The organism is Limosilactobacillus fastidiosus, assembly GCF_014145505.1.
Lineage (GTDB): Bacteria > Bacillota > Bacilli > Lactobacillales > Lactobacillaceae > Limosilactobacillus > Limosilactobacillus fastidiosus.
In genome coordinates, this window is record NZ_JACIUZ010000026.1 from 31,523 (window position 1) to 54,583 (window position 23,061).

18 protein-coding genes and 1 CRISPR repeat array are annotated in these 23,061 nt (G+C 37.4%); of the genes, 17 read left to right on the top strand and 1 reads right to left on the bottom strand.

Annotated features, from left to right (window positions below):
- The 17 genes from H5R64_RS03390 to cas2e all read left to right on the top strand — a co-directional run bounded on the left by H5R64_RS03390 (position 1) and on the right by cas2e (position 20,089).
- Positions 1 to 1,116 (top strand): CamS family sex pheromone protein, encoded by a 1,116-nt coding sequence (locus H5R64_RS03390; RefSeq protein WP_182582821.1) that lies wholly within the window; start codon positions 1 to 3, stop codon positions 1,114 to 1,116.
- 360 nt (positions 1,117 to 1,476) lie between these two features.
- The gene (gatC, locus tag H5R64_RS03395) at positions 1,477 to 1,794 is read left to right on the top strand and encodes an Asp-tRNA(Asn)/Glu-tRNA(Gln) amidotransferase subunit GatC (protein WP_182580909.1); all 318 of its coding nucleotides are present in this window, start codon (positions 1,477 to 1,479) and stop codon (positions 1,792 to 1,794) included.
- Positions 1,794 to 3,266 carry an Asp-tRNA(Asn)/Glu-tRNA(Gln) amidotransferase subunit GatA gene (gene gatA / locus H5R64_RS03400; RefSeq protein ID WP_182582824.1) on the top strand — a complete coding sequence of 491 codons (1,473 nt, stop codon included), beginning with the start codon at positions 1,794 to 1,796 and terminating at the stop codon, positions 3,264 to 3,266. The genes gatC and gatA overlap by 1 nt, the downstream gene beginning before the upstream one ends.
- Position 3,267: 1 nt before the next feature.
- Positions 3,268 to 4,692 (top strand): Asp-tRNA(Asn)/Glu-tRNA(Gln) amidotransferase subunit GatB, encoded by a 1,425-nt coding sequence (gatB, locus tag H5R64_RS03405; RefSeq protein ID WP_182580911.1) that lies wholly within the window; start codon positions 3,268 to 3,270, stop codon positions 4,690 to 4,692.
- Between the two features lie 15 nt (positions 4,693 to 4,707).
- Positions 4,708 to 5,721, top strand: coding sequence for a diacylglycerol kinase (locus H5R64_RS03410; protein ID WP_182582826.1), 1,014 nt, complete (start codon positions 4,708 to 4,710; stop codon positions 5,719 to 5,721).
- A 95-nt stretch (positions 5,722 to 5,816) separates the two neighbouring features.
- Positions 5,817 to 7,187, top strand: coding sequence for a 23S rRNA (uracil(1939)-C(5))-methyltransferase RlmD (gene rlmD / locus H5R64_RS03415; protein ID WP_182582828.1), 1,371 nt, complete (start codon positions 5,817 to 5,819; stop codon positions 7,185 to 7,187).
- Between the two features lie 610 nt (positions 7,188 to 7,797).
- Positions 7,798 to 8,202 carry a hypothetical protein gene (locus H5R64_RS08610; protein ID WP_231797912.1) on the top strand — a complete coding sequence of 135 codons (405 nt, stop codon included), beginning with the start codon at positions 7,798 to 7,800 and terminating at the stop codon, positions 8,200 to 8,202.
- Between the two features lie 74 nt (positions 8,203 to 8,276).
- Positions 8,277 to 9,428 carry a hypothetical protein gene (locus H5R64_RS03420; RefSeq protein ID WP_231797913.1) on the top strand — a complete coding sequence of 384 codons (1,152 nt, stop codon included), beginning with the start codon at positions 8,277 to 8,279 and terminating at the stop codon, positions 9,426 to 9,428.
- A gap of 605 nt (positions 9,429 to 10,033) precedes the next feature.
- Positions 10,034 to 10,693: a type II toxin-antitoxin system PemK/MazF family toxin gene (locus H5R64_RS03425; RefSeq protein WP_182582830.1), complete on the top strand. Its 660-nt coding sequence runs from the start codon at positions 10,034 to 10,036 to the stop codon at positions 10,691 to 10,693.
- 148 nt (positions 10,694 to 10,841) lie between these two features.
- The gene (gene cas3, locus H5R64_RS03430) at positions 10,842 to 13,559 is read left to right on the top strand and encodes a CRISPR-associated helicase Cas3' (protein WP_182582832.1); all 2,718 of its coding nucleotides are present in this window, start codon (positions 10,842 to 10,844) and stop codon (positions 13,557 to 13,559) included.
- Complete coding sequence (locus H5R64_RS03435) at positions 13,552 to 15,264, top strand: type I-E CRISPR-associated protein Cse1/CasA (protein WP_231797914.1); 1,713 nt, start codon at positions 13,552 to 13,554, stop codon at positions 15,262 to 15,264. Before cas3 ends, H5R64_RS03435 begins: the two co-directional genes overlap by 8 nt.
- 13 nt (positions 15,265 to 15,277) lie before the next feature.
- Positions 15,278 to 15,862 (top strand): type I-E CRISPR-associated protein Cse2/CasB, encoded by a 585-nt coding sequence (gene casB, locus H5R64_RS03440; protein WP_182582835.1) that lies wholly within the window; start codon positions 15,278 to 15,280, stop codon positions 15,860 to 15,862.
- 11 nt (positions 15,863 to 15,873) lie between these two features.
- The gene (gene cas7e / locus H5R64_RS03445) at positions 15,874 to 16,965 is read left to right on the top strand and encodes a type I-E CRISPR-associated protein Cas7/Cse4/CasC (protein WP_182582837.1); all 1,092 of its coding nucleotides are present in this window, start codon (positions 15,874 to 15,876) and stop codon (positions 16,963 to 16,965) included.
- Positions 16,943 to 17,644 (top strand): type I-E CRISPR-associated protein Cas5/CasD, encoded by a 702-nt coding sequence (cas5e, locus tag H5R64_RS03450; RefSeq protein WP_325064702.1) that lies wholly within the window; start codon positions 16,943 to 16,945, stop codon positions 17,642 to 17,644. Before cas7e ends, cas5e begins: the two co-directional genes overlap by 23 nt.
- 11 nt (positions 17,645 to 17,655) lie before the next feature.
- Positions 17,656 to 18,288 carry a type I-E CRISPR-associated protein Cas6/Cse3/CasE gene (cas6e, locus tag H5R64_RS03455; protein ID WP_182582839.1) on the top strand — a complete coding sequence of 211 codons (633 nt, stop codon included), beginning with the start codon at positions 17,656 to 17,658 and terminating at the stop codon, positions 18,286 to 18,288.
- On the top strand, positions 18,288 to 19,226 hold the full coding sequence (gene cas1e / locus H5R64_RS03460; protein ID WP_182582841.1) for a type I-E CRISPR-associated endonuclease Cas1e: 939 nt from the start codon (positions 18,288 to 18,290) through the stop codon (positions 19,224 to 19,226). The genes cas6e and cas1e overlap by 1 nt, the downstream gene beginning before the upstream one ends.
- On the top strand, positions 19,223 to 20,089 hold the full coding sequence (gene cas2e / locus H5R64_RS03465; protein ID WP_182582843.1) for a type I-E CRISPR-associated endoribonuclease Cas2e: 867 nt from the start codon (positions 19,223 to 19,225) through the stop codon (positions 20,087 to 20,089). The genes cas1e and cas2e overlap by 4 nt, the downstream gene beginning before the upstream one ends.
- A 29-nt stretch (positions 20,090 to 20,118) precedes the next feature.
- Positions 20,119 to 21,370: a CRISPR direct-repeat array (repeat unit 28 nt; unit sequence GTATTCCCCATATATATGGGGGTGATCC).
- 266 nt (positions 21,371 to 21,636) lie between these two features.
- Here cas2e and H5R64_RS03470 read toward each other — a convergent pair.
- Positions 21,637 to 22,968 carry an ISL3 family transposase gene (locus H5R64_RS03470; protein WP_182582845.1) on the bottom strand — a complete coding sequence of 444 codons (1,332 nt, stop codon included), beginning with the start codon at positions 22,966 to 22,968 and terminating at the stop codon, positions 21,637 to 21,639.
- Positions 22,969 to 23,061: the final 93 nt, after the last annotated feature.

Genomic DNA, 23,061 nt, shown 5'->3' on the forward strand with positions numbered 1-23,061 from the left:
TTGAAGAGTAAATTAAAAAAAGTAACTGTTGGGGTTGCCCTTTTGATGTCAACGCTAGTTTTGGCTTCATGCGGTTTAGGTCAAAAATCATCAAAGAACTACAGTACTACTGGTTCTTTAAGTGGGACGTATCAGGGAGTCATTAAGGGTGGCCATTATAAAACCAGTAAGGCACGAGGAGTTAACGTTACTCAAAATAGTAACCCTTACAACCTTAAAAGCTTTGAAAGTGGGCTAACCCAAGTTTCCAAACGGGTTTTCTCAACGAAAAACTATATTTTCCAAGAGGGCCAATATCTTGATACCAGTACAATTGAAAATTGGTTAGGTCGGAAGAGTAAGAGCAATCCAGAAGGACTTAATCCTGCCCAAGGGAAGAAGAGTGATCCTAATCCCGAATATATCCAACAAATTGAAGAGCAGGATTATATGCAAGAGAGTGGTAATTCAATGAAACTTCATGGTGTTACTATTGGGATTGGAATTAATTCTGAATATAACTACCAGAAGAAGACTGATGGACCAAATTTCACTAAAAACATTAGTGATGAAGAGGTTAAGCGTCAAGGTGAGATTGCTGCCCAGAAGGTCTTAACTCGTTTACGGAAAAAGGAAGCATTACGAAATGTTCCAATAGTGATTGCCTTGTACAAGCAGGCACCCGATGATAGTCTTGTTGGTGGAAGCTTTTTTGCGTACAGCAAGAATAATGGTAATAAGATTAGTAGTTGGCATAAGCTGGATTACCGGACTGCAGTATTACCCAAGGCTAATGGTACCGATCAAGAAACAAAGTCTGATCAAGCTGATAATGATAGTTTCTCAAACTTCAAGAGTCAAGTTCAGAGTTTCTTCCCGAACCTTAGCGGGGTAACAGCTCAGGCACAGTACAATGGCAATTCATTAACTGGGTTACATATTACAATTACTACGCAATTCTATAGTCAGACTGAAATCACCAGCTTTACTCAATACATTGCCCGAGCTGCAAGAAAGTACTTGCCAAGTGGGATTCCAATTGATATTAAAATTCAATCCAGTTCTGAAATGCAAGCTGTTGTTTACCGTAATTCTGGATCCGATAAATTCCAAAGTCACGTCTTTGATTCGTATTAAATGAGAGTTCAAGCCCGTTAAAACCTATTGTTGTCCACTGAGCGAATCGTCGGAGGTTATACGCTTGAGGAAGCTTAGGGGAGCAGATTTTGGTTTTAGTGCCTAGAATTTTAGTTCTAGTAAGTTCCTGACGAGTAGCTTTCGACTTAGTTGTCTTGAACATTAGGCGAGTATTCCACAACTGCATAATAAAAGAAAGTGTTTCATAACTTGAAGTTCTATTTCTTCGATGATTATGAGACACTTTCTTTTCATCCAATATTTAGGAACGAATAGTGAAAACCATTGTTATTCTGTGCTAAAATTATAAAATGTATGTACTATATTTAAGCCATAATTACTGGAAAAGAGGTAGAGAGAATGGCCAGTAAGATCACTGAGCAACAAGTAGAACACGTTGCTGAACTTGCTAAGTTGGAATTTAAAGATGAAGAACTTACCAAGTTTACCACTCAATTAGGAAGCATTATTGATATGTTTGAAGACCTCACTAATGTTGATACTGATGGTGTTGAACCAATGACTTCAGCTTCAGATCGGGAAAACGTTATGCGTGAGGATAAGGCAGTTAAGAGTTCAAAGGAAGAGACGGATGCACTGCTTGATAACGCTCCTGATACTGATGATGGGTACATTAAGGTTCCTGCAATCATCGATGAAAGTGAGGACGGCGAATAATGGATTTCTATCAAACCGATTTAAGTCAGTTACATGATGATTTAAAGAATAAGAAAATCAGTGCAACTGAATTAACGAAGGAAACCTTTGATCACATTAAGGAAAACGAAGACCAAGTGAAGGCCTTTATCACCTTAAACGAAGATGAAGCTATGAAGAAAGCTGCTGAGATTGATCAGCAAGGAATTAACGATGACCAACTAACTGCCGGAATTCCGTTAGCAGTTAAGGATAACATCTTAACTAAAGGATTGAAGACGACTGCAGCTTCTAAGATGCTGGAAAAATTCAAGCCCGTTTATGATGCAACGGTTGTGGAAAAGTTAAATAATAACGGTTTTATTAATGTCGGAAAGACTAACCTGGATGAATTTGCGATGGGTTCATCAACCGAAAACTCCGCATTTTTCACAACTCATAACCCTTGGGATCTTACTCGTGTTCCTGGTGGTTCTTCAGGTGGTTCTGCTGCAGCAGTTGCAGCTGGTGACGTTCTTGGAGCCCTTGGTACTGATACCGGTGGTTCAATTCGAATGCCAGCATCATTTAACGGAATTGTTGGAATGAAGCCAACGTATGGTCGTGTATCTCGTTGGGGAATTATTGCCTTCGGATCAAGCTTTGACCAAGTTGGGTGGCTTACCCGAACTGTTAAAGATAATGCATTATTGACTCAAATGATTAGTGGTAATGATGAACATGATATGACTTCATCAAGGAAAGAGGTTCCTAACTGGGCAGCTCAATTGAATGATGATACTAGTGTTAAGGGGTTGCGGATTGCCGTTCCTAAGGAATACTTCGAAGGAATTAACGATGACGTTCATGAAGTAATTAAGAGCGCCCTTGCCCACCTTGAATCACTTGGTGCTGTCATTGACGAAGTTTCATTACCACACACTAAGTACGGTGTACCTGCATACTATATTTTAGCTTCATCTGAAGCTTCCTCAAACCTTCAACGGTATGATGGAATTCGCTATGGTTTCCGTGCTGAAGATGTTAAGAATATTGAAGACGTCTACGTTCGTTCACGGACTGAAGGGTTCGGTGAAGAAGTTAAGCGGCGGATTATGTTGGGAACTTTCTCCCTTTCAGCAGGATTCTACGATGCTTACTTCAACAAGGCTGCTAAGGTTCGTCGCTTAATTGCCCAAGACTTTGAAAATGTCTTTAAGGATTATGACGTTATTCTTGGTGCTACTGGTGCTTCAACTGCATTTAAGATTGGTGCTGAGATTAATGATCCACAGACGATGTACATGAATGATGTTTTAACTGTTCCTGTAAACATGGCGGGTCTTCCTGCAATGTCTATCCCAGCAGGCTTCTCTTCTAAGAACGGCATGCCTGTTGGTTTACAAATTATTGGGAAGCCATTTGATGAACAAACGGTTTATAACACTGCTTATGTCTTTGAACAAACAACTGATGCCCACAAGAAGGCACCTAAGTTAGGAGGTCAAAACTAAGATGAACTTTGAAACAACGATTGGGCTAGAAGTCCACGTCGAATTGAAGACGAATTCTAAAATTTACAGTCCATCACCAGTAGAATACGGTGACCAACCTAACAGAAATACTAACGTGATTGATTGGGGATACCCTGGTGTTCTGCCAACTTTGAACAAGGGTGTTGTCCGAGATGGAATCATGGCTGGACTAGCACTTCACGCTCAAATTGCCCGCCACATGCACTTTGACCGTAAGAACTATTTTTATCCAGATAACCCCAAGGCTTACCAAATTACTCAATCTGAAACGCCAATCGCTCATGATGGGTGGATTGAAATTGAAGTTGATGGGAAAAAGAAAAAGATTGGGATCAAGGAAATGCACATTGAAGAAGATGCTGGTAAGAACACTCACACCAGTAAGTACTCATATGTTGACTTGAACCGTCAAGGAACACCTTTGATCGAAATTGTTTCTAAGCCTGATATTGCTTCTCCTGAAGAAGCAGTTGCCTACTTGGAAGCTCTTCGTCAACGGATCCAATTTACTGGAATTTCTGATGTAAAGATGGAAGAAGGGTCGATGCGTGTCGATACTAACATTTCTATCCGGCCTGTTGGTTCTGATAAGTTTGGTACCAAGACTGAAATGAAGAACATCAACTCCTTCAACTACGTACGGAAAGCATTGGAATTTGAACAAAAGCGGCACCAAAACGTTCTTCTTTCAGGTGGTCACATTGCCCAAGAAACACGGCGTTACGATGAAGCAACTGGTGAAACAATCTCAATGCGGACTAAGGAAGGCTCCGATGATTACCGTTACTTCCCAGAACCAGATATTCCAGATTTGAATATTGAGCAAGAGTGGATCGATGAAATTAATTCTGAGATGCCTGAAATGCCAGGTGAACGTCGTGCTCATTATGTTAACGATCTTGGCTTGACCGATTACGATGCCATGGTTTTGACTCAGACTAAGGAAATGTCCGACTTCTTTGAAGAAGCTGTTAAGGACGGTGGCGATCCAAAGCGGGTTGCTAACTACTTGATGAACGATGTTAACTCATACTTGAATGATAAGCAGGTTGACTTGCCAGATACTAAGTTAACTCCAGCTAACCTTGCCGGAATGGTTAAGTTGATTGAAGACGGTACTATTTCGTCCAAGATGGCTAAGAAAGTCTTCAAAGGAATCCTTGATGGTGAGGAACCACAAGCCTATGCTAAGGAACATGGCTTGGTTCAATTATCTGATCCTGCTCAATTACAACCAATCGTTGATGATGTTCTAGCAAATAATGAACAGTCGATTGAAGACTTTAAGAATGGTAAGGATCGGGCTGTTGGTTACCTGATGGGACAAATCATGAAGCAAACTCGTGGGAAGGCTAACCCACAAGTTGTTACGAAGTTGTTGATGAAGTCATTGAACGCTAAGTAGTTTGGAGGGATGACCATGCGAAAACGTGCTCGGATAATTTATAATCCTACATCTGGTCGTGAAACGTTCCGCAGTGATCTTGTAGATATTCTTTCAATCTATGAAAAAGCAGGTTATGAAACTAGTGCATTCGCTACTACCCCTGCACCGGACTCTGCTAAAAACGAAGCTACCCGAGCAGCAAAGGATGGCTTTGACTTGATTGTTGCTGCTGGTGGGGATGGGACTCTCAACGAAGTAATTAACGGAATTGCTGGGCTCAAACACCGACCAACCTTAGCGATTATCCCGGCTGGAACAACAAATGATTATGCACGGGCGTTACGGATCCCACGTGATGATCCAATTGCGGCAGCTAAGTTAATTTTGAAGAAGAATAAGAAATTCAAGATTGATGTTGGTAAGGCTGGTAAGAATTACTTCATGAACATCGCTGCTGGAGGAACGATGACGGAACTTACCTATGAAGTTCCGTCCCAAATGAAATCACTCTTTGGCTACGCTGCTTATTTTGCCAAGGGTGCCGAATTAATTCCACGAATTAAGCCAATCGAAATGCAAATTAAGTATGACGATCAGGAATATCGGGGGAATGCAACGATGTTTATGATTGCTTTGACAAACTCAGTTGGTGGGTTTGAACAAATTGTTCCCGATGCTTCTCTTGATGACGGAAAGTTTACCATGATCATTGTGAAGAAGAGTAACATGATCGATATGCTGAGTTTGATGGCAAAAGCATTACAAGGAAAGCACTTGGACGATCCACGGATTATCTATGCTAAAGCAACTGATATTGAAGTAATTCCGTTAAATAAGGATGAACGCTTGATGGTTAACCTTGATGGTGAATATGGTGGTGATGCACCAATGGAATTCCATGATTTGAAGCAGCATATCGAAGTTGTTGCTAATTTAGATGAGATTCCTGATGATGCAATCACGGTGTCTGATGATTTTAAGCGAGTTGAAAAAGACTTCGTAAAAAGTATTGATGACATTCAGGATCAAGAAAAAGAGCAAAATTAAATAATTAAACGGCTAGCATCCTAAAATGGGAAGTTAGCCGTTTCTTTTGCTATAATAGTGGAAGTTTGTAACGTGAAATATATGGAGGAATAAGCTTGAAATTAAACATTCCAGTACATAAAAACGAAGAATACCCTGCCAAGGTAGTTGATTTGACTTATGAAGGTAACGGGGTCGTTAAGATTGACGATTTTCCGGTATTTGTCCCCAATGCTTTGCCCGGTGAGGAGATTACGGTGCGGATTACAAAGGTGGCTAGTCACTTTGCCTGGGGGCGGGTAATGGATTGGCAAACAAAAAGTCCGGATCGAGTTGATGTTAAGAATAAGAAGTACATTCAAACGGGGATTGCTCCGCTTGGTCACTTGAAATATGATGCTCAATTAAAGTTCAAGCAACACCAAATTGCAGAATTATTAGAAAAGGCTCACTTGGACGACATTAAGGTATTGCCAACGATGGGAATGGAGCAGCCATACCATTATCGAAATAAGGCTCAGGTACCAGTAAAAACAATACATGGAAAGTTAGAGACCGGTTTTTACAAACGGGGAAGTCATAATCTCGTACCCATTGAAGATTTCTATATTCAAGATCCCAAGATTGACCAAGCAATTGTCGTTGTTCGGGACTTATTACGGAAATACCACATCCAGCCCTATGATGAACGAACAGGAAAAGGTGTTATCCGGACGGTGATGGTTCGTCGGGGTTACTATAGTCATGAAGTGATGGTGGTGTTAGTAACTAATACCAAGCGTCTACCAATGGAAAAACAGATTGTGGAAGGAATTGTTGCTGGTGTTCCCGAAGTAAAGAGCATCGTGCAAAACATTAACGATAAGAAGACCAACCGTCTCCTTGGTGAGAAAAACAAGACTTTGTGGGGGGCCGATGAAATCCATGATCAGCTTCTTGGCATTGACTTTGCAATTTCGCCATTATCCTTCTATCAGGTTAACCCACAACAAACAGAGCGCTTATACCAAACAGCAATCGATAATGCTGGCTTAGATGGCAGTCAAACTGTCATTGACGCTTATTGTGGAATTGGGACAATCTCACTTGCCGTGGCTAAGCACGCTAAGCAGGTTTACGGGGTGGAAATCGTTCCAGCGGCAATTGATGACGCTAAGCATAATGCTAAACGGAATGGCATCAAGAACGCTAAGTTTGTTGTCGGCAAGGCAGAAGAACAATTTGCTAAATGGCAGGCAGCAGGGTTGAAGCCAGATGTTGTGATCGTTGATCCACCACGGAAAGGCCTTGCTGAATCGTTAATTGAAGCCACTGGCAAAATGGCGCCCAAGAAGGTTATTTATGTTAGTTGTAATCCGGCTACCTTAGTCCGTGATATTCAACGTTTCGGTGAACAAGGTTATCATGTTACTAAGCCAATTCAGCCGGTGGATCAGTTCCCACAGACGACGCATGTGGAGAGCGTTACTTTGCTTGAACGTGACTAGCAGGAGCGTGAAAGCTTAGGAACGCTCCCCGCAATAATGTCCGAAGAATGAGGAACTTGAGACGAAATGATTCGAAAGACGCGAACTGCGGAGAGTATCACAGTACTGTCAAGGAGCTAAAGCGACGAAGAGACTGCTAGTGATGCTCCATGCGATAGCTACCCAAGAATAAGAAACGTAATGACGAATGATTGGTTAGTGGCGAACTGTAGAGAGTGTGGCAGTGCCGGAAAAATAATAGAAAAATGGTAAGGTTAACATGAATAAAAAATTTTGCCAGTAATGGCGTTACGTTGCTTAATAGTGCGTAACATAGGAAAAGTACTGATGTGTTTAAGACGAGGAGTGCTTTTTTAATTGGCGTTATTATATAGAATAGGTTATATAAATATTTATTATGATGTAAAGTTTAGATAATACTTGAATTTCCTTTTTTTAGGTAAGATTTAAGGTTCATTCACTTCTAAATTATTTGAACAGTAGGAGAAACGAGCCAAACAAAATTGCATATTGCAATGTCAATTTTTTTGTGGAAAATCGATATGCTTTTGGAATTTTTAAGAGTCTGATTGCATTACTAAAAGATATTTAAAAAGGATAAGTGAGTTTTATGGATGTAAAAGTTACAGATAAATATATAAAAGAAGAATTACCATATTTAAGTTTGGAAAATAAAGATTTTAACTCAGTAGAGTTTAATAGTGGTGTATATAACTCGGTACTAAATATCAAGATTATGAATGAAGATAGTAATGAAAAAATATTAGCTTCAGCACGCTGCTTTATGGTAAACGGTGAGGTTACTAATATAGTTGATGCGGCAGATAGTGAATCGGGTGATTTATTCTTAGTTGCAGATGTTATGGTAAAGATTTTAAAATTAATAAAGAAAGTTCAATTGTTATCCTTGATGATTACGATTTATTTTCTTCAAAAGCTACAGCTCAAAGTAAGAAGCTTATATTTGAGAGGTGTATATTACCCTACTTTAAAGATCGAAAAATCGATTATGTAGGGTTTTGTAATGCTGGTTTTGAATTCACAGATGATAATAATCAACAACAATTATTGAGTAAGATTTTTAGTGATATGGCAATTGAAGATAGTAAAAAAACAGAAGGTGACGATTGGAAAAGTACGGTTAATTTAATTGATGTTAACTATGCTACAGAGTTAAAAATTGATCCTTTCTTAGAAGAATATAAGGCAGAAACAGGAAGAAAATTACCAGAAAATTTTGAAGATAAATATGATGACTACATTTTTAATGACGATAAGGACAATTTAACTGGCGACATAAAAGAAGAGATTAAGAGAGTATATAAGTTTAAGAAGAATATTTATTATGCTGAGGATGGTAGAAGAATAAATATTACTAGTGAAGATAGAAAAGAAATGAAGGTATTTCAAAATATTAGAGGAACTTTTGAGAATATAGATGAAATGTATGACAGAGTTGCTTATTCATATAAAAATTTAATTAGTAATTTTATATCTAATGATGATACTAATAATCCAAATACAGTGGCAGGAGCATTTCTTGTTGATGGAAAAAGGTTCTTAGATTATCTTGAGGAAGAGTGGTTAAAACATAATATGCCTGAGTTTCAAGAGAGTTGGAAAAGAATTTGTACTTACATTTATGATACTAATTTAGGGTATAGACTTTGTTATAATCTTAGAAATTATGATCAACACCCACGAAATCATACAGCTAGGCAAATAATAAACGAAATGGTTGAAAATCTTAATGAAAATAGAGTCGAATACTATTTAAATGTTATAGATATTTGTAAAGATAATAAAGTAATAAGAAAAAAACATGAATCAGATAGAATTTATTTGCAGAAAAATGGTAATAATGAATTTTCTAGGTATGCACGAAATTATATGATAAATATAACTGCACTGTATAATTTAGCGTTAACGCAATTTCTTACAAAAAATATCGAAAACATTAAAAATATTTACAGTTATTTATGTGAACATAATTTTAATAGGGTAATGATAAAGTCAGTTGATGATTGTGAGCTAAAAGTTGTAGGTGTAGATTATGCAGATGATGTAATTTCAACGGTAGATATCGATGATTTCTTACATCGTTTAGAGAATAAAGGAATTATAAATAAACAAAGTATTTTAGATATTAGAAATGGAAATAGGGATACTCCCGAACCTCATTTGACTGCAGAACAGATAGTGAGAAACATAATAAAAGAACGATTCTTGTATGGTGAATAAGAGAGATGGAAAATAAAGGGAGAAAGATTAAATCATGTGGTTTAATTGCATAATCGTCCCGTAGCTGAGATATTGTAACTTAAAAATTCGAGGTATTATATAAATATAAAATTATGTGTCTTTATGTTTTGTGTAGTGTGTAGAAACTATAAGAATTCACATTTCATTCTCGCTTTCTTGACGTATTTGTTTTAAGTTAAATTCGTTGTCCCCAATCCGTCCTTGTTGGTATAAGAGACGTAAAATTCTATTTTATCGCAATTCGTCGATTCAATTATTGAAAGCTGATACTGTTTAATAGAAATCCTTTAGAGTAGTTTTGATTATGATGAGCCGTTAGTATTTAATTCACTCAGTTATTTATAATTACTAGGCTTCCTCGCCTAATAATTGTAGAACATTTTAGAATTATTGAAGGCTAATTTAATAGTTATACCTAAATTTTACAATTAACTATGTTAAAATAATAAATGTACTATAAGAAAGTCCTGATGTAAATTAGGGTGATCCCGTACTTTAAGAAGAAGATATGTATTCCTCATCTAAATGAGGGTAAGTACTTATATGGTAATGATTTATTAGAATTTAAGAAATGAGGGAATTCCTTGAATAAAAATGCTCGTATCGATCAGGCTTGTGATCGCTTTAAAAATATTGCTGTTCCAACATCATATCATTATAAACAAAAATTTCAGTTTTTACCTAGTTGGTTGGATAATACATCTTATTCTTATGAGAAAGAAGCTAAGGGACATAATCCTAAAAGATATTACTCCTTTAAGAGAGGAACAGTTATAAGAGTTAATTTTGGTGTCAATTTAGGAAGTGAATTTAGTAATATTCATTTTGCTATTGTTCTTGATAAACATGATGCTCCTCAAAAAAGAACTTTAACAGTATTACCATTAACTTCTAAGCAAAAAAGTAATCGCTTTTCTCTAGGAAGTGAAATTTTTAATCAAACTACTATCTTGCTGGGAAATATGAAAGATAGGCTAAGTAAATTAGCAAAAGAATCTACTAGTAACCAGAACTTTGAGTCTTCTAACAATATAGATAAAGCTATTCAAGAACTTGATCAAGTTGTGAAACTTTACGAGAGATATAATAAGCAATCATATGTCAGATTGAGTGACATTACAACCATAAGTAAACTACGTATAGAACGGTTAAATAAATATGATCCATCTGGTAAGATTCGTTTATCGAATGCGCAAATGGCACAAATAAGTCATGAACTAATGAAACTATACTTGAATAAATAAATTGACATGAATATCGATTTATGTAAAAATACAAGTACTGGGAGCTTGACTCCTTAATTTAATTTTACGTGGACCTTGAGTCCTTGGCGCCATTAGTTGTACAGCTAATGGCGTCCTTTATCTTTAAAATTATCAGGAGTCGAGCTTTATGAAAATATTATCTAATCGAGCTAAATCGTTATGGGCTAAAAAGGAAAATAATGATGGCCAGGAACTGTGGTTGCCATTAGTGGCTCATTTAATGGACGCTAAAAACGTTATTAATTGGTTATATAATATTTGGCTGGATGACAGTCAAAAATCAGTGATTCAGCAAAATTTATCTACTGATGACACACAGAAACTAGTTAAATTTATTGGATACTTCCATGATATCGGTAAAGCAACACCGGCTTTTCAAACTAAGCCATCTTATAACCGTGATCTTCAATTAGATGATGAGTTAATGGAAAAATTGCTTCGTAATGGATTTACTAAATTAAGTGATTATAGACCATCTTCACGCCGCTATTCTCCACACGCAATCGCTGGAGAAACGTTATTGGAAAACTTTGGGCTTAATGACTCGATTGGTTCGATTATTGGAGCTCACCATGGGAAACCAGCAGAGAAATTTTTTGATTATGAGGATCAAATATACGATTATACAAGCAATTATTTTCAATCTGATAATGATACTAGTGTGCAAAATAATTGGGAAAAAGTCCATAAAGAACTTATTCAATATGGCTTATCACAATCAGATTATAATCAACTCCAAGATGTTCCAAAAATTAATCAGGAACAGGCTGTTTTACTGACTGGTTTATTGATCATGGCTGACTGGATCGCTTCTAGTGAATTTCTCAATAATGATCTATCTCGGCCAATGTTCCCACTGATTCGACTAGATCAGTCAATTGACGATATTAATTTAAAACAGAGATTTCAAAATGCAATTATGACGTGGGATATTAGTGGTCATTGGACACCAATACCAGTGATAAATATTGATGAGCATTATGAAAAACGGTGGGGCTTTAAACCGCGAAGTGTCCAACGGTTAATGTCACAAGTGATTGGTAAAATTACAGATCCTGGACTGATTATTATCGAAGCCCCCATGGGAATTGGTAAAACTGAAATTGCCCTTACAGCAGCTGAACAATTATCATTAACTAGTGGTACTTCTGGTGTATTCATGGGCTTGCCAACTCAAGCAACTAGCAATGCAATGTTTAGCCGAGTCGATGATTGGGTTGGTGATCTTGTCAAAGAAGAAAACACTAGTTTACCGATCAAATTAATGCACGGTAAAGCGCAGTTTAATCAGGAGAACAAAAATCTACCACGTGCGGAAAACGTTGGTGATCAACAATCTGTAGTAATTAATAGCTGGTTTTCCGGTAAAAAATCAATGCTTGCTGATTTTACTATTGGAACAATCGATCACGTGCTCTTAATGAGTCTTAAGCAGAAACACCTTTTTCTTCGTCACCTAGGTTTAAGTGGTAAAGTGGTTATTATTGATGAAATTCACGCGTACGACTCATATATGAATTCATATTTAAAAAGAACTCTTCAATGGTTAGGCGCTTATCACATTCCAGTTATTGCTTTATCTGCTACTTTACCTAAGGAAAGACGAGCGGCATTAATGGCTGCCTATTATCGTGGAAAATATGGCCATAAGATAGGCGATGGTAAGTGGCAAGATAATCAATCATATCCATTGCTTACTTATCTCGATGGTAAAACAGTTCACCAATTTGATGAATTTCCTAAAACTAATAATCCACACAAAAATAAAATTGTCCGCTTGGATGTTGACGATGACGAATTAATAAGTAAAGTAGTTGAGTCCATTGAAAACGGAGGAGTTGCCGGTATTATTGTTAATACTGTTAAGCGTGCCCAGAAATTATCACAACTTATTCCGGAAAACATTCCGACACTTACATTACATTCTTCGTTTCTGGCCCCAGACAGAACAAAATTGGAAGATAAATTACAAAGTAATATTGGTAAAAATGCTAATCGACCAGATAAAATGATAGTTATTGGGACTCAAGTTCTTGAACAATCTTTAGATATTGATTTTGATGTCCTATTTACAGATGTAGCGCCAATGGACTTGATATTACAGCGTATGGGAAGATTACATCGGCATAACATAACTCGCCCTAGCCAACTATCGGAACCCACTACTTATATTTTAGGTATTCATTCTTTTGGTGATTACGGTGACGCTAATGAGTCGATTTATGCGAAGTATTTGTTAATGAAAACTGATTATTTTTTACCAAGCAAAATACAATTACCGACGGATATATCACCATTAGTTCAGAAAGTATATGAATCCGAGAACGATCAAAAAATAGCTGAAATTACAAAGCCATATGTTGAATTAAAAAATTACGAAAAACAGGAGCAACGAAAAGCGCAGGTGTATCAAATTGAAGCACCTTATCCAAAAGCTAGTCTTCATGGGTGGTTAGATCGTTCTCAACAAAATATTGAGGATGATGCTAGCGCAGAAGCTGCGGTTCGGGACATCAAGGAATCTATTGAAGTGGTGATATTACAACATGCTTCTGATGGGGATTATTTATTAGATGGCCGGAACATAAACGATGTGGATGAGGATATTATTGCTCAACAGTTAATTAGATTACCAAATGCAATTACTCCTAATATTTCAAAGTCAATTGATAGACTCGAACAGCTAACAGAACGATACTACCATAATTGGCAGGATAGCATTTGGCTTAAGGGAGCAATCGCTTTGCCGCTGGACCGCCATTTTGAGGCTAAGTTTAATGGCTGGAAAATTCATTATTCGAAAAAACTAGGATTAATGTATGAAAAGGATGAACAAGATGAGTGAACAACAATTTAACCTCGTAACTGATCCTTGGATTAAAGTTATTGACGAGAAAAATCAGGAACAAACAGTTTCACTAAATCAAGTCTTTGAAAAGGCTACTCAATACCAGAGACTAGCCGGAGAAATGAGATCACAAGATTTAGCTATTTTACGGTTCTTATTAGCTATTCTAACAACGGTTTATTCACGCTATGATGCTTATGATCAACCATACCATTGGCTACAGATAGATGATAAGACAATGTGTCCAGTATCCTTTGATGATGATTCTTTTTCGGAAGACGAACAGCAGATTAAGGATGAGCTACTGAGTACCTGGAAGATTCTTTATCAGTCAAAGCAGTTTTCTCAGGCAGTAATCATGTATTTAAATAATCATCAGGATAAGTTTGATCTGCTAAATAAGGATAATCCCTTTTATCAAGTTACTAAGGAACAATATGACGATTTAGTACCAACTAATAAGAGTGTTGAAAAAGGTAAAGGAACTGTAGCCGTCAAACAGATTAATCGGACAATTTCAGAAAGTAATAATAAGCCAGATATCTTTTCACCAAATTCTCCAGCACATAAAAACGACATTTCATTAGATTCTTTAGCACGGTGGTTAATTACTTATCAAAATTTTACTGCCGTAACAGATAAAACTAAGGTTAAATCTGAAGATAAATTTAGCGTTTCGAGAGGATGGCTATATGGACTGAATCCAGTTTTTGCAGTTGGCAAAAATTTGTTCGATACCCTAATGTTAAATATGATACTTGTCCCTCAAAAAGAATTATTTGATGATGACTTAATTAATCAAGAACCTGTCTGGGAAGTATCTGTTAACGAATATGTACACTTTCGGAAAAATAATCAATTTCCTACAAACTTAGCACAGCTATATACGGTTTGGTCACGGATTATACATATTGAATGGGATGGTGAACGACCGATTATCTTTAGTGCAGGGTTGCCAAAACTCGATAATCAAGATGCGTTTCTTGAACCAATGACTACCTGGAAACCAGGAAAGAAGGGTGAGGGAGCTAAGCCAAATTTAAGGTGGCTAAACTCACTTGGTAAAGCAATGTGGCGGAATTTTGGACAGTATGTTGCCATTAGTAATAATGACGATTTAGAGCCTGGTATTGTAACCTGGTTAAAGTTGTTAAAACATAATAAATTCATAAGGTTAAATGATAAGATTCACTTAATGACAGTTGGTTTAATTAATGATGGTAATGCTACATCACAATCACCTGCTGCTGAGTTTTATGATGATATGCAGATTAATGCAGATGTATTATTTGATGATAATTCATTGCAACGTAATTACTGGCCACGTCGAATTGAAGATACTATAGAACTTACTGAAAAGGTTGGAGCGTATGTTTGGCACTTTGCCAATAATGCTGGTAAATTGCGAGGAGTTGCCGATGCAGGCTCCTTTGCTAATAGAATTTCTGCTGAGTTCTATAATCAATTAAATAGACCATTTAACGAGTGGCTATCTCAACTGACTAATCATGATGATCGTGATCAACAGGTGAATGAATGGAAACGTATTTTAAAACAAATCTCATTAGGAGTAAGCGATGATTTAATGAGGAAAGCAACGCCACAGGAAATACGCGGTAAACAAAATGAGGATGGGACAGAAAACAATATTTTTGTTCAATACCGTATTTTTAAATCATCACTAGTTAAAGCATTAAAATAGGAGGAGTTTGTATATGGAATCTCGAATTAAGCAGGTGACCGCTCGTGTTATTCATCAAATATGGACAGATAGGCAGCCGAATAAAGCTGTTTTAGCAGCGTTACGAAATTCCAGAAATATGATGAACAAGAATGCGTCAGTTGTTTGGCCTTTGATGTTATCAAACCTAACCGAAGAAGAGCTCTCGCATAATGGCCAACCAACATATGCAGAAAACGCTATTTTTGCGGCGTTACGTTGTTTTGCGATTTACCAACAGGCTAATGATCATTTAACCTACGAACCAGATGGAGAAAATCAACAGGGACAGCAACTATTTAAGGTGCTATCTACACTTCGAGCAGATGAGTCTATAAAAAAAGCACTTGATCGTCGAGTGCAAACTATCTTAGGGAACGGAAACTCAAGTAGTGTTATTTATGCTATTTATCATTTAGTTTCTATTCTCAAAGCGAATGTTGGATCAGAGTTAATTGATTTTGCCCAGCTTGCCCAAGATCTTTATTATTTTCAGCTAAGTGCTGATTCATCACGTCAAGTTTGCTTGAAGTGGGGTCAACAATATTATTGGAATTCTAAGAAAACTACAGAAAAATGAGGAGAATAATTATGAACTCTAAAAATTTATATGTCGACATCAATATTTTGCAATCTGTTCCTTCGTCAAACATTAATAGAGATGATACTGGAGCACCAAAGACTGCGATATATGGAGGGGTAACGCGATCGCGAGTATCATCACAAAGCTGGAAACGAGCCATCAGAATGGAATTTAATAAGCAAAGTGAGAATGCTGAATGGCTAGAAGGAATTAGAACTACCAGAGTGCCATTATTATTGGCGAAGGCACTGCAAAATCAAAATAGTGATTTGTCAGAAGAAGATGCACTGGATATAGCAGTAAAAGTGCTAAGTAAAGCTAAAATTAAGTTAGATAAGAAGACTAACCGGACCAAGGCTTTGTTAATGGTAAGTAAAGGGCAAATTGAGAAATTAGCTAAATATGCATTATCTAATGATGAATTGGATTCTAAGGCGATTAAAACGGTTCTCCAGGGCGATCATTCATTAGATATGGCATTGTTTGGACGAATGGTTGCTGATGATCCATCCTTAAATGTTGATGCTTCTTGTCAAGTAGCCCACGCTATTTCAACTCATGAGATAGTACCGGAATTTGATTACTATACAGCGGTTGATGATGCAAAGGAAAACGATGAATCGGGTTCAGCAATGATTGGAACGATTGAATATGATTCTGCTACTTTATATCGTTATGCAAATGTAAATGTTAACGAATTAATCCGCAACCTAGGTAATTCTGAAATTGCTATTAAGGGATTACAGTTGTTTATTCAAGATTTTGTCATGTCAATGCCAACTGGTAAACAGAATAGTTTTGCGAATAGAACGGTGCCCCAATATGTAATGGTAACTATTAGGGAAGATACGCCGGTTAATTTAGTTTCTGCTTTTGAAGAACCAGTTAAATCTCGGAACGGCTATATTCAAATCTCTGTTGATAATTTGGAAAGTGAATATCAAAAAACACAAAAATTTGTTGATGCCCCCCTTGCTACTTATGTACTAACTAATTGTGGTTCTAAGTTAAATAATCAGGTTGAAAATATTAATGATATGTTAAAGAAAATCAGCCAAACTATTGAAACGAGGGTTGATGATGAGAACACTAACGATTAAATTAGCAGCTCCATTGCAGTCATATGGAAACGAGGCAACATTTAGTCGACGGACTAGTTATCATTATCCTTCTAAAAGTGCTGTGTTAGGAATGATTGCTGCTGCTTTGGGTTATCGTCGAGATGATCCACGAATTTTGCAACTAAATCGGCTAATAATAGCAGTACGAATTGATCAGCCTGGTAGAATATTAACCGATTTTCAAACTATTCAGTATGATCAGAAACATAATAAACGAAGTCTCTCGTACAAGGATTACTTACAAGATGCGGTTTTTATAACTGCTATTAGTGGTGATGACCAGCAAATAATGACAATTGAAAATGCCTTACACCATCCTAAATTTCAATTATTTTTAGGTAGAAGAGTAAATGTACCTGCAGGGCCATTACATACTCAAGTCTTTGAAAATTCAGATCCCGTATCTGTTTTAAAGACTTATCCTTGGCAAGCGGCTAAATGGTATCAAAGAAGGGTACACCAAGATTACTACTCTGCTGAATTAATAACAGATGCTAATTTGGTTAAAAGTCATTTTACCTCTTTTGTTAAGGATAATATTGGTAGTTTTGATGAAAATCACCGTTGGCATGTTTATCGGTCTGTTGCTAGTATTCGTGTTAAATTACTAAATAAATCTTATCAGAATACTGAGCATGATATTATGGCGAACATTTAAGGAAGGTTGCTATGTATTTATCAAGAGTAGAGATTGATGATCAAAATCGTCAAAAAGTAAAGGATTTAACGCACTTAGGGGCTTATCATAATTGGGTAGAAAACAGTTTTCCAATCGAAATTGACCAAGGTAAAAGACTACGGCATCTTTGGAGAATTGATCGCCTTCATGATAAACGTTTCTTGCTTATCGTTAGTTCTGATAAGCCAAATTTAGATAGGTTAGAACGCTATGGTGTTGCTGGCACTGCAGTAACTAAAAATTATCAGCCTTTTTTAGAACAGATTAAAAATAATGAGATAATGCGTTTTCGTTTGACGGCAAATCCCACTTATCGAACTAATGATAAGGTTTATCCGCATATTACGGTAGAACAACAGAAAAAGTGGTTACTTGATAGAACAAACCTGGCGGGCTTTAGTATTGTGAAAAATGGTAATGGGATGTTAAACTTCGACATCGTTAATCGCGAGTGGTTAGTACTATATCATCATCGACGTATTCGTTTAAGTCAGGTAACTTTCGAAGGTGTTCTTCAAGTTACAGATGCAGAGAAAATAAACCACACGTTGATACATGGAATTGGTCGTGAAAAGGCTTATGGTATGGGGATGCTTACAGTTATCCCGATTGGAATAAGATAATGAAAAATAATTATGGAGCGCCAAAAGCTGAAATAAATGAGTTAGGTCGGGTTCAGGACCGTGTTTCTTTCTTGTATTTAGAACATTCAAGAATTAATCGTCAGGATAGCGCAGTGACAGTGACTGATCAACGAGGCACAGTCTTTATCCCATCAGCGATGGTAAATGTTTTAATGCTTGGTCCAGGGGTAGATATCACTCATCGTGCTATGGAACTAATTGGTGATTCAGGAATGGCTGTTGTATGGGTTGGCGAGCATGGTGTTCGCCAATATGCTCATGGTCGGTCACTTAGTCATTCATCTAGATTTCTGGAACAGCAGGCTAAATTGGTCTCTAATCGTCGGACACGAGTTGCAGTTGCTCGAAAAATGTATCAGATGCGTTTTCCTAATGAAGATGTTTCAAAAATGACCATGCAGCAATTACGAGGTAAAGAGGGAGCACGTATCCGTAGAGTGTACTTAGAACAGTCTAAAAAATTCAATATTCCTTGGGAGCGAAGAGAATACAAAGTTAGTAATTTTGAAGCTTCAACACCAATTAATAAGGCCCTGACTGCTGCTCATCAAGCTCTATATGGTCTAAGTTGTAGTGTCATTGTTGCATTAGGTGCATCTCCCGGATTGGGATTTGTTCATACTGGACATGATTTATCGTTCGTCTATGATTTTGCAGATTTGTATAAAGCAAAGTACTCAATCCCCGTTGCCTTTCAGATGACTGCAGAGCATGGTAACCAAGATATTGCTGATTGGACCAGGAGAAAGATGAGAGATGCTTTTTCAAACGGAAAAATTTTGACTCAGATGGTTCAAGACTTAAAATACATTCTAGATATTGATGATCAAATAAGTGCTGATACTATGCATTTATGGGATGATCGAAAGGGACTACAAAAGTTTGGGGTACAATATCACGGGGATGATCAACTGTGATAGTAATTACACTTACTAAAGTACCTGCGTCATTACGTGGTGATTTAACTAAGTGGTGTCAAGAGATCCAGAGTGGGGTTTATGTTGGTAATGTTAATGCTCGTGTGCGTGAACACTTATGGGAACGTATCAATAAGAATATCGGTCAAGGCGAAGCAACTCTTGTTTACAATACTAATAATGAGTTAGGCTACATATTTCGTACTACTCGGAGTGACAGAGAAATTATTGATTCTGATGGGATTCCATTAATGGAGTCATTATTTAAATCGCAAGATAATAGAAGAAGAGGGTTTAGTAATGCCTATCGTTACCACAAAGCTCGAATCATTCCCCGTAAGAAACAGCATCAATTTATATCTTTAGATATAGAAACTACAGGATTAACTCCTTCTCATAATCAAATCATCTCTATTGGTGCAGTAAAGATGAACAAGGACTTTGAAACTTTCTACCGGTTAGTGAAGCTAGAAAAAGGCAACAAGTTACCAGAGGATATCTCTAGAGTAACCGGACTTAATGACCATCTTTTAAATACTAAAGGTGTACTTATAAAAGATGCAATAATTGATTTAAAAAGCTTTATTAGTGATATGCCAGTCGTGGGGTACAATCTTACCTTTGACGAACGTTTTTTACGGACTGCGATTGTTAAGAATAGATTAATTCAGTTAAATAATAAAATGATCGATTTGCTACCTTACGTTAAGAAAGTCAATAAATTTAGTGATAACTATCACTTATCAACAATTCTAAATCAGTATAATATTATTAATGAGCATCCTCATAATTCTTTGTCCGATGCAAAAGCTACTATGGAATTAACAAAGAAACTCATTGAAAAATATGGATTTACCATTTAGAATTACTCTATTAGCAAGGATCTTTTAGTGTATTCCCCATATATATGGGGGTGATCCTAATAGCTGTAAGTTAATTTAATAGAAAAAGTCGTATTCCCCATATATATGGGGGTGATCCTTAAGATTGACTTTGTAGAATAAATGTATATAAGTATTCCCCATATATATGGGGGTGATCCTTACGTTGTTTCGGCTATGCCCGGGTAGGTGGTAGTATTCCCCATATATATGGGGGTGATCCTTTGTTGTGGGGAACGATTGTCCCGTTGAATCAGTATTCCCCATATATATGGGGGTGATCCTAATCCTTGTAAATCTTGGTTAGCAATTTCTAAGTATTCCCCATATATATGGGGGTGATCCCATGGACATGGCGCAATGAGTGAAAGTGAAACCGTATTCCCCATATATATGGGGGTGATCCCTTTTAATCGCTATTCGGGAATTACCGAGAACGGTATTCCCCATATATATGGGGGTGATCCTCATCGTACGCGTTGTCAAATTTGTTATATAAGGTATTCCCCATATATATGGGGGTGATCCCAAGTTGGCGATATCACAGTCGACTACATTTTAGTATTCCCCATATATATGGGGGTGATCCCAAGTTGGCGATATCACAGTCGACTACATTTTAGTATTCCCCATATATATGGGGGTGATCCTTAATTCAGTAAATCCAAATTTTTTATTTTCAAAGTATTCCCCATATATATGGAGGTGATCCTATTTACGAACATCTAACCCGGTATACTTTAACGTATTCCCCATATATATGGGGGTGATCCCGTTACGGACGACTTATCGTCAAGATCAAAAGGAGTATTCCCCATATATATGGGGGTGATCCTCATCGTACGCGTTGTCAAATTTGTTATATAAGGTATTCCCCATATATATGGGGGTGATCCCACTTACACTCTAGAGCCTGATTACGGTGGTAAGTATTCCCCATATATATGGGGGTGATCCCAAGACAACACTGGCGGTGATTCTGGTGGTGGTAGTATTCCCCATATATATGGGGGTGATCCTATTGGTCTTGGTTGTCATAGTTCACTACATAGGTATTCCCCATATATATGGGGGTGATCCTTTAAGTAGATTATCTAAATTCAGAATCAATCCGTATTCCCCATATATATGGGGGTGATCCTATAAGTATTATTTTCTCGCCTACAGCGCCAAAGTATTCCCCATATATATGGGGGTGATCCCAAGGTACCAAAGATTAATCCAACTAAGGATGTGTATTCCCCATGTATGTGGGGGTGATCCCGGTCAATATAGTGTCTTGCTAGATACCGATGTAGTATTCCCTATGTATATGGGGTGATCCCATCCGAGAGCCATAGCAAACATCTAAGATTCTGTATTCCTCACGTATGTGGGGATGAGCCTGACTCAAAGGATTTAACTTATGTTATTTAAAGGAATGTTACAAAGTTCCTAAAACACCAGCATGATTATCAATAAGATAGTCATGCTGATGTTTTATACTGGCTCTTCGTCAAGAAGTACTGATAAGAAAATAGAATAAGTTTTTAAGCAGCTCGTGTCTGGAAATTGGCATGAGCTGTTCTTTTATGGTTCCAGTTGATGGCAATATATGAATTAGGTAGGGCGAGCAGGATACGAGCCCGAAAATTGTAGAAGTTACGAAAACCATAAGCGGTTCGTTTAATAACTTTAATCTTGTTATTTGTCCCTTCTACTGGACCATTAGTATAGGTTTGATATTTGAAGCTATTAATAATCTCTAATTTATGAATGCGCAAGGTTCGTTGAACCTTTTGGAGTGGCCAGGGTAGCGTAGTCCACTTCTGGCTGAGTAATTGGTTCAATTCACCTTGATCACGATGACTGACAGCTAGAATTAGCTCCTGATAATAGCGATATGTTTGACTTAAATCCTCATTGAAAGATAGTAAGCGATGGACCACTTCAACGTCGGTAAGTTGAGCGTAACCAAAATTGCGTCGTGACCAATAGTTATCATATTTAAGCAGTCCTGCCGGGGTTAAAATTAGTTTCCAGAAGTGTTTAAGGGCTCGCCACTGATGGGTTCCTTTCCCGGCGCTATTCATAGCCTTGATACGAATTTGATTCAAGGCCCGATACGCTTGTGCGACCACGTGAAAGTGGTCGGCAATGATAATGGCATGCGGAAACAATTCATGAATAAGATGACGGTAAGGTGTGTACAGGTCAACCGTAACGGTCTGAACTGCTAAACGAGCCGAGTGGTCGTAACGCAGAAAGTAATTACGTAAGTAGCGACTTCGTCGTGACAAAATAATGTCTAAAGTGCGGTGATTTTCAATGTTCATTAAGAGCATACTCATGCCACTGGGCGCAAAGCGACCAGACTTAAAGTCATCAAAAGCGATGTGTCGTGGTAGCCAGTGGTAGTTAGGCTTGAAGGATTGGTCGAGGTTCAAGATCACTCGTCTGACCGTCCAATCAGAGATACCGAGTTCCTTAGCAATATCAGTTTGCGATTCATTAGCGGTTAGCTGCATCATAATTCGCAGGTTAATGGCCTGACTGATATGGTGGCGATACTTAACGTCTTTAACTCTGGCCACCTTGGTAATCGTTTGTGGACAGTCCGGTGATGGCTTACAAAGGTATTTTTGTTTACGAATTGACCAAATGGTCGGCTCATAGTGCAAGCTGGGGCCCAATATTTTGACCAGCTTAAAGCCATTCTTGAGCATTAATTGACCGCAACGTGGGCAATGTAAGGGATAAGACTGGACAAGGTGAACAATTATCTGGTTGCCTTGATCTTCAATCGCATCTTTAAAATGTGCTGTATCCAATTCAAGGTGAGAATCTTTAATTCCTAAAGCAATTTTGGTAGAATAATTCATGAAAGATGGTCCTTTCTTAAACGAAGACGGGGTTCTGAGCCATCTTTCGTTTTTTATTTTAAATTTAAACAAAAATAAGTACCGATGTTAAAT

Coding starts and splice junctions, on each gene's coding strand:
- gatB (WP_182580911.1), top strand. CDS start 3,268: ATGAACTTTGAAACAACGATTGGGCTAGAAGTCCACGTCGAATTGAAG.
- cas6e (WP_182582839.1), top strand. CDS start 17,656: ATGTATTTATCAAGAGTAGAGATTGATGATCAAAATCGTCAAAAAGTA.
- gatA (WP_182582824.1), top strand. CDS start 1,794: ATGGATTTCTATCAAACCGATTTAAGTCAGTTACATGATGATTTAAAG.
- cas7e (WP_182582837.1), top strand. CDS start 15,874: ATGAACTCTAAAAATTTATATGTCGACATCAATATTTTGCAATCTGTT.
- H5R64_RS03470 (WP_182582845.1), bottom strand. CDS start 22,968: ATGAATTATTCTACCAAAATTGCTTTAGGAATTAAAGATTCTCACCTT.
- gatC (WP_182580909.1), top strand. CDS start 1,477: ATGGCCAGTAAGATCACTGAGCAACAAGTAGAACACGTTGCTGAACTT.
- H5R64_RS03435 (WP_231797914.1), top strand. CDS start 13,552: ATGAGTGAACAACAATTTAACCTCGTAACTGATCCTTGGATTAAAGTT.
- cas1e (WP_182582841.1), top strand. CDS start 18,288: ATGAAAAATAATTATGGAGCGCCAAAAGCTGAAATAAATGAGTTAGGT.
- H5R64_RS03420 (WP_231797913.1), top strand. CDS start 8,277: ATGGCAATTGAAGATAGTAAAAAAACAGAAGGTGACGATTGGAAAAGT.
- H5R64_RS03410 (WP_182582826.1), top strand. CDS start 4,708: ATGCGAAAACGTGCTCGGATAATTTATAATCCTACATCTGGTCGTGAA.
- casB (WP_182582835.1), top strand. CDS start 15,278: ATGGAATCTCGAATTAAGCAGGTGACCGCTCGTGTTATTCATCAAATA.
- H5R64_RS08610 (WP_231797912.1), top strand. CDS start 7,798: ATGGATGTAAAAGTTACAGATAAATATATAAAAGAAGAATTACCATAT.
- cas5e (WP_325064702.1), top strand. CDS start 16,943: ATGATGAGAACACTAACGATTAAATTAGCAGCTCCATTGCAGTCATAT.
- cas3 (WP_182582832.1), top strand. CDS start 10,842: ATGAAAATATTATCTAATCGAGCTAAATCGTTATGGGCTAAAAAGGAA.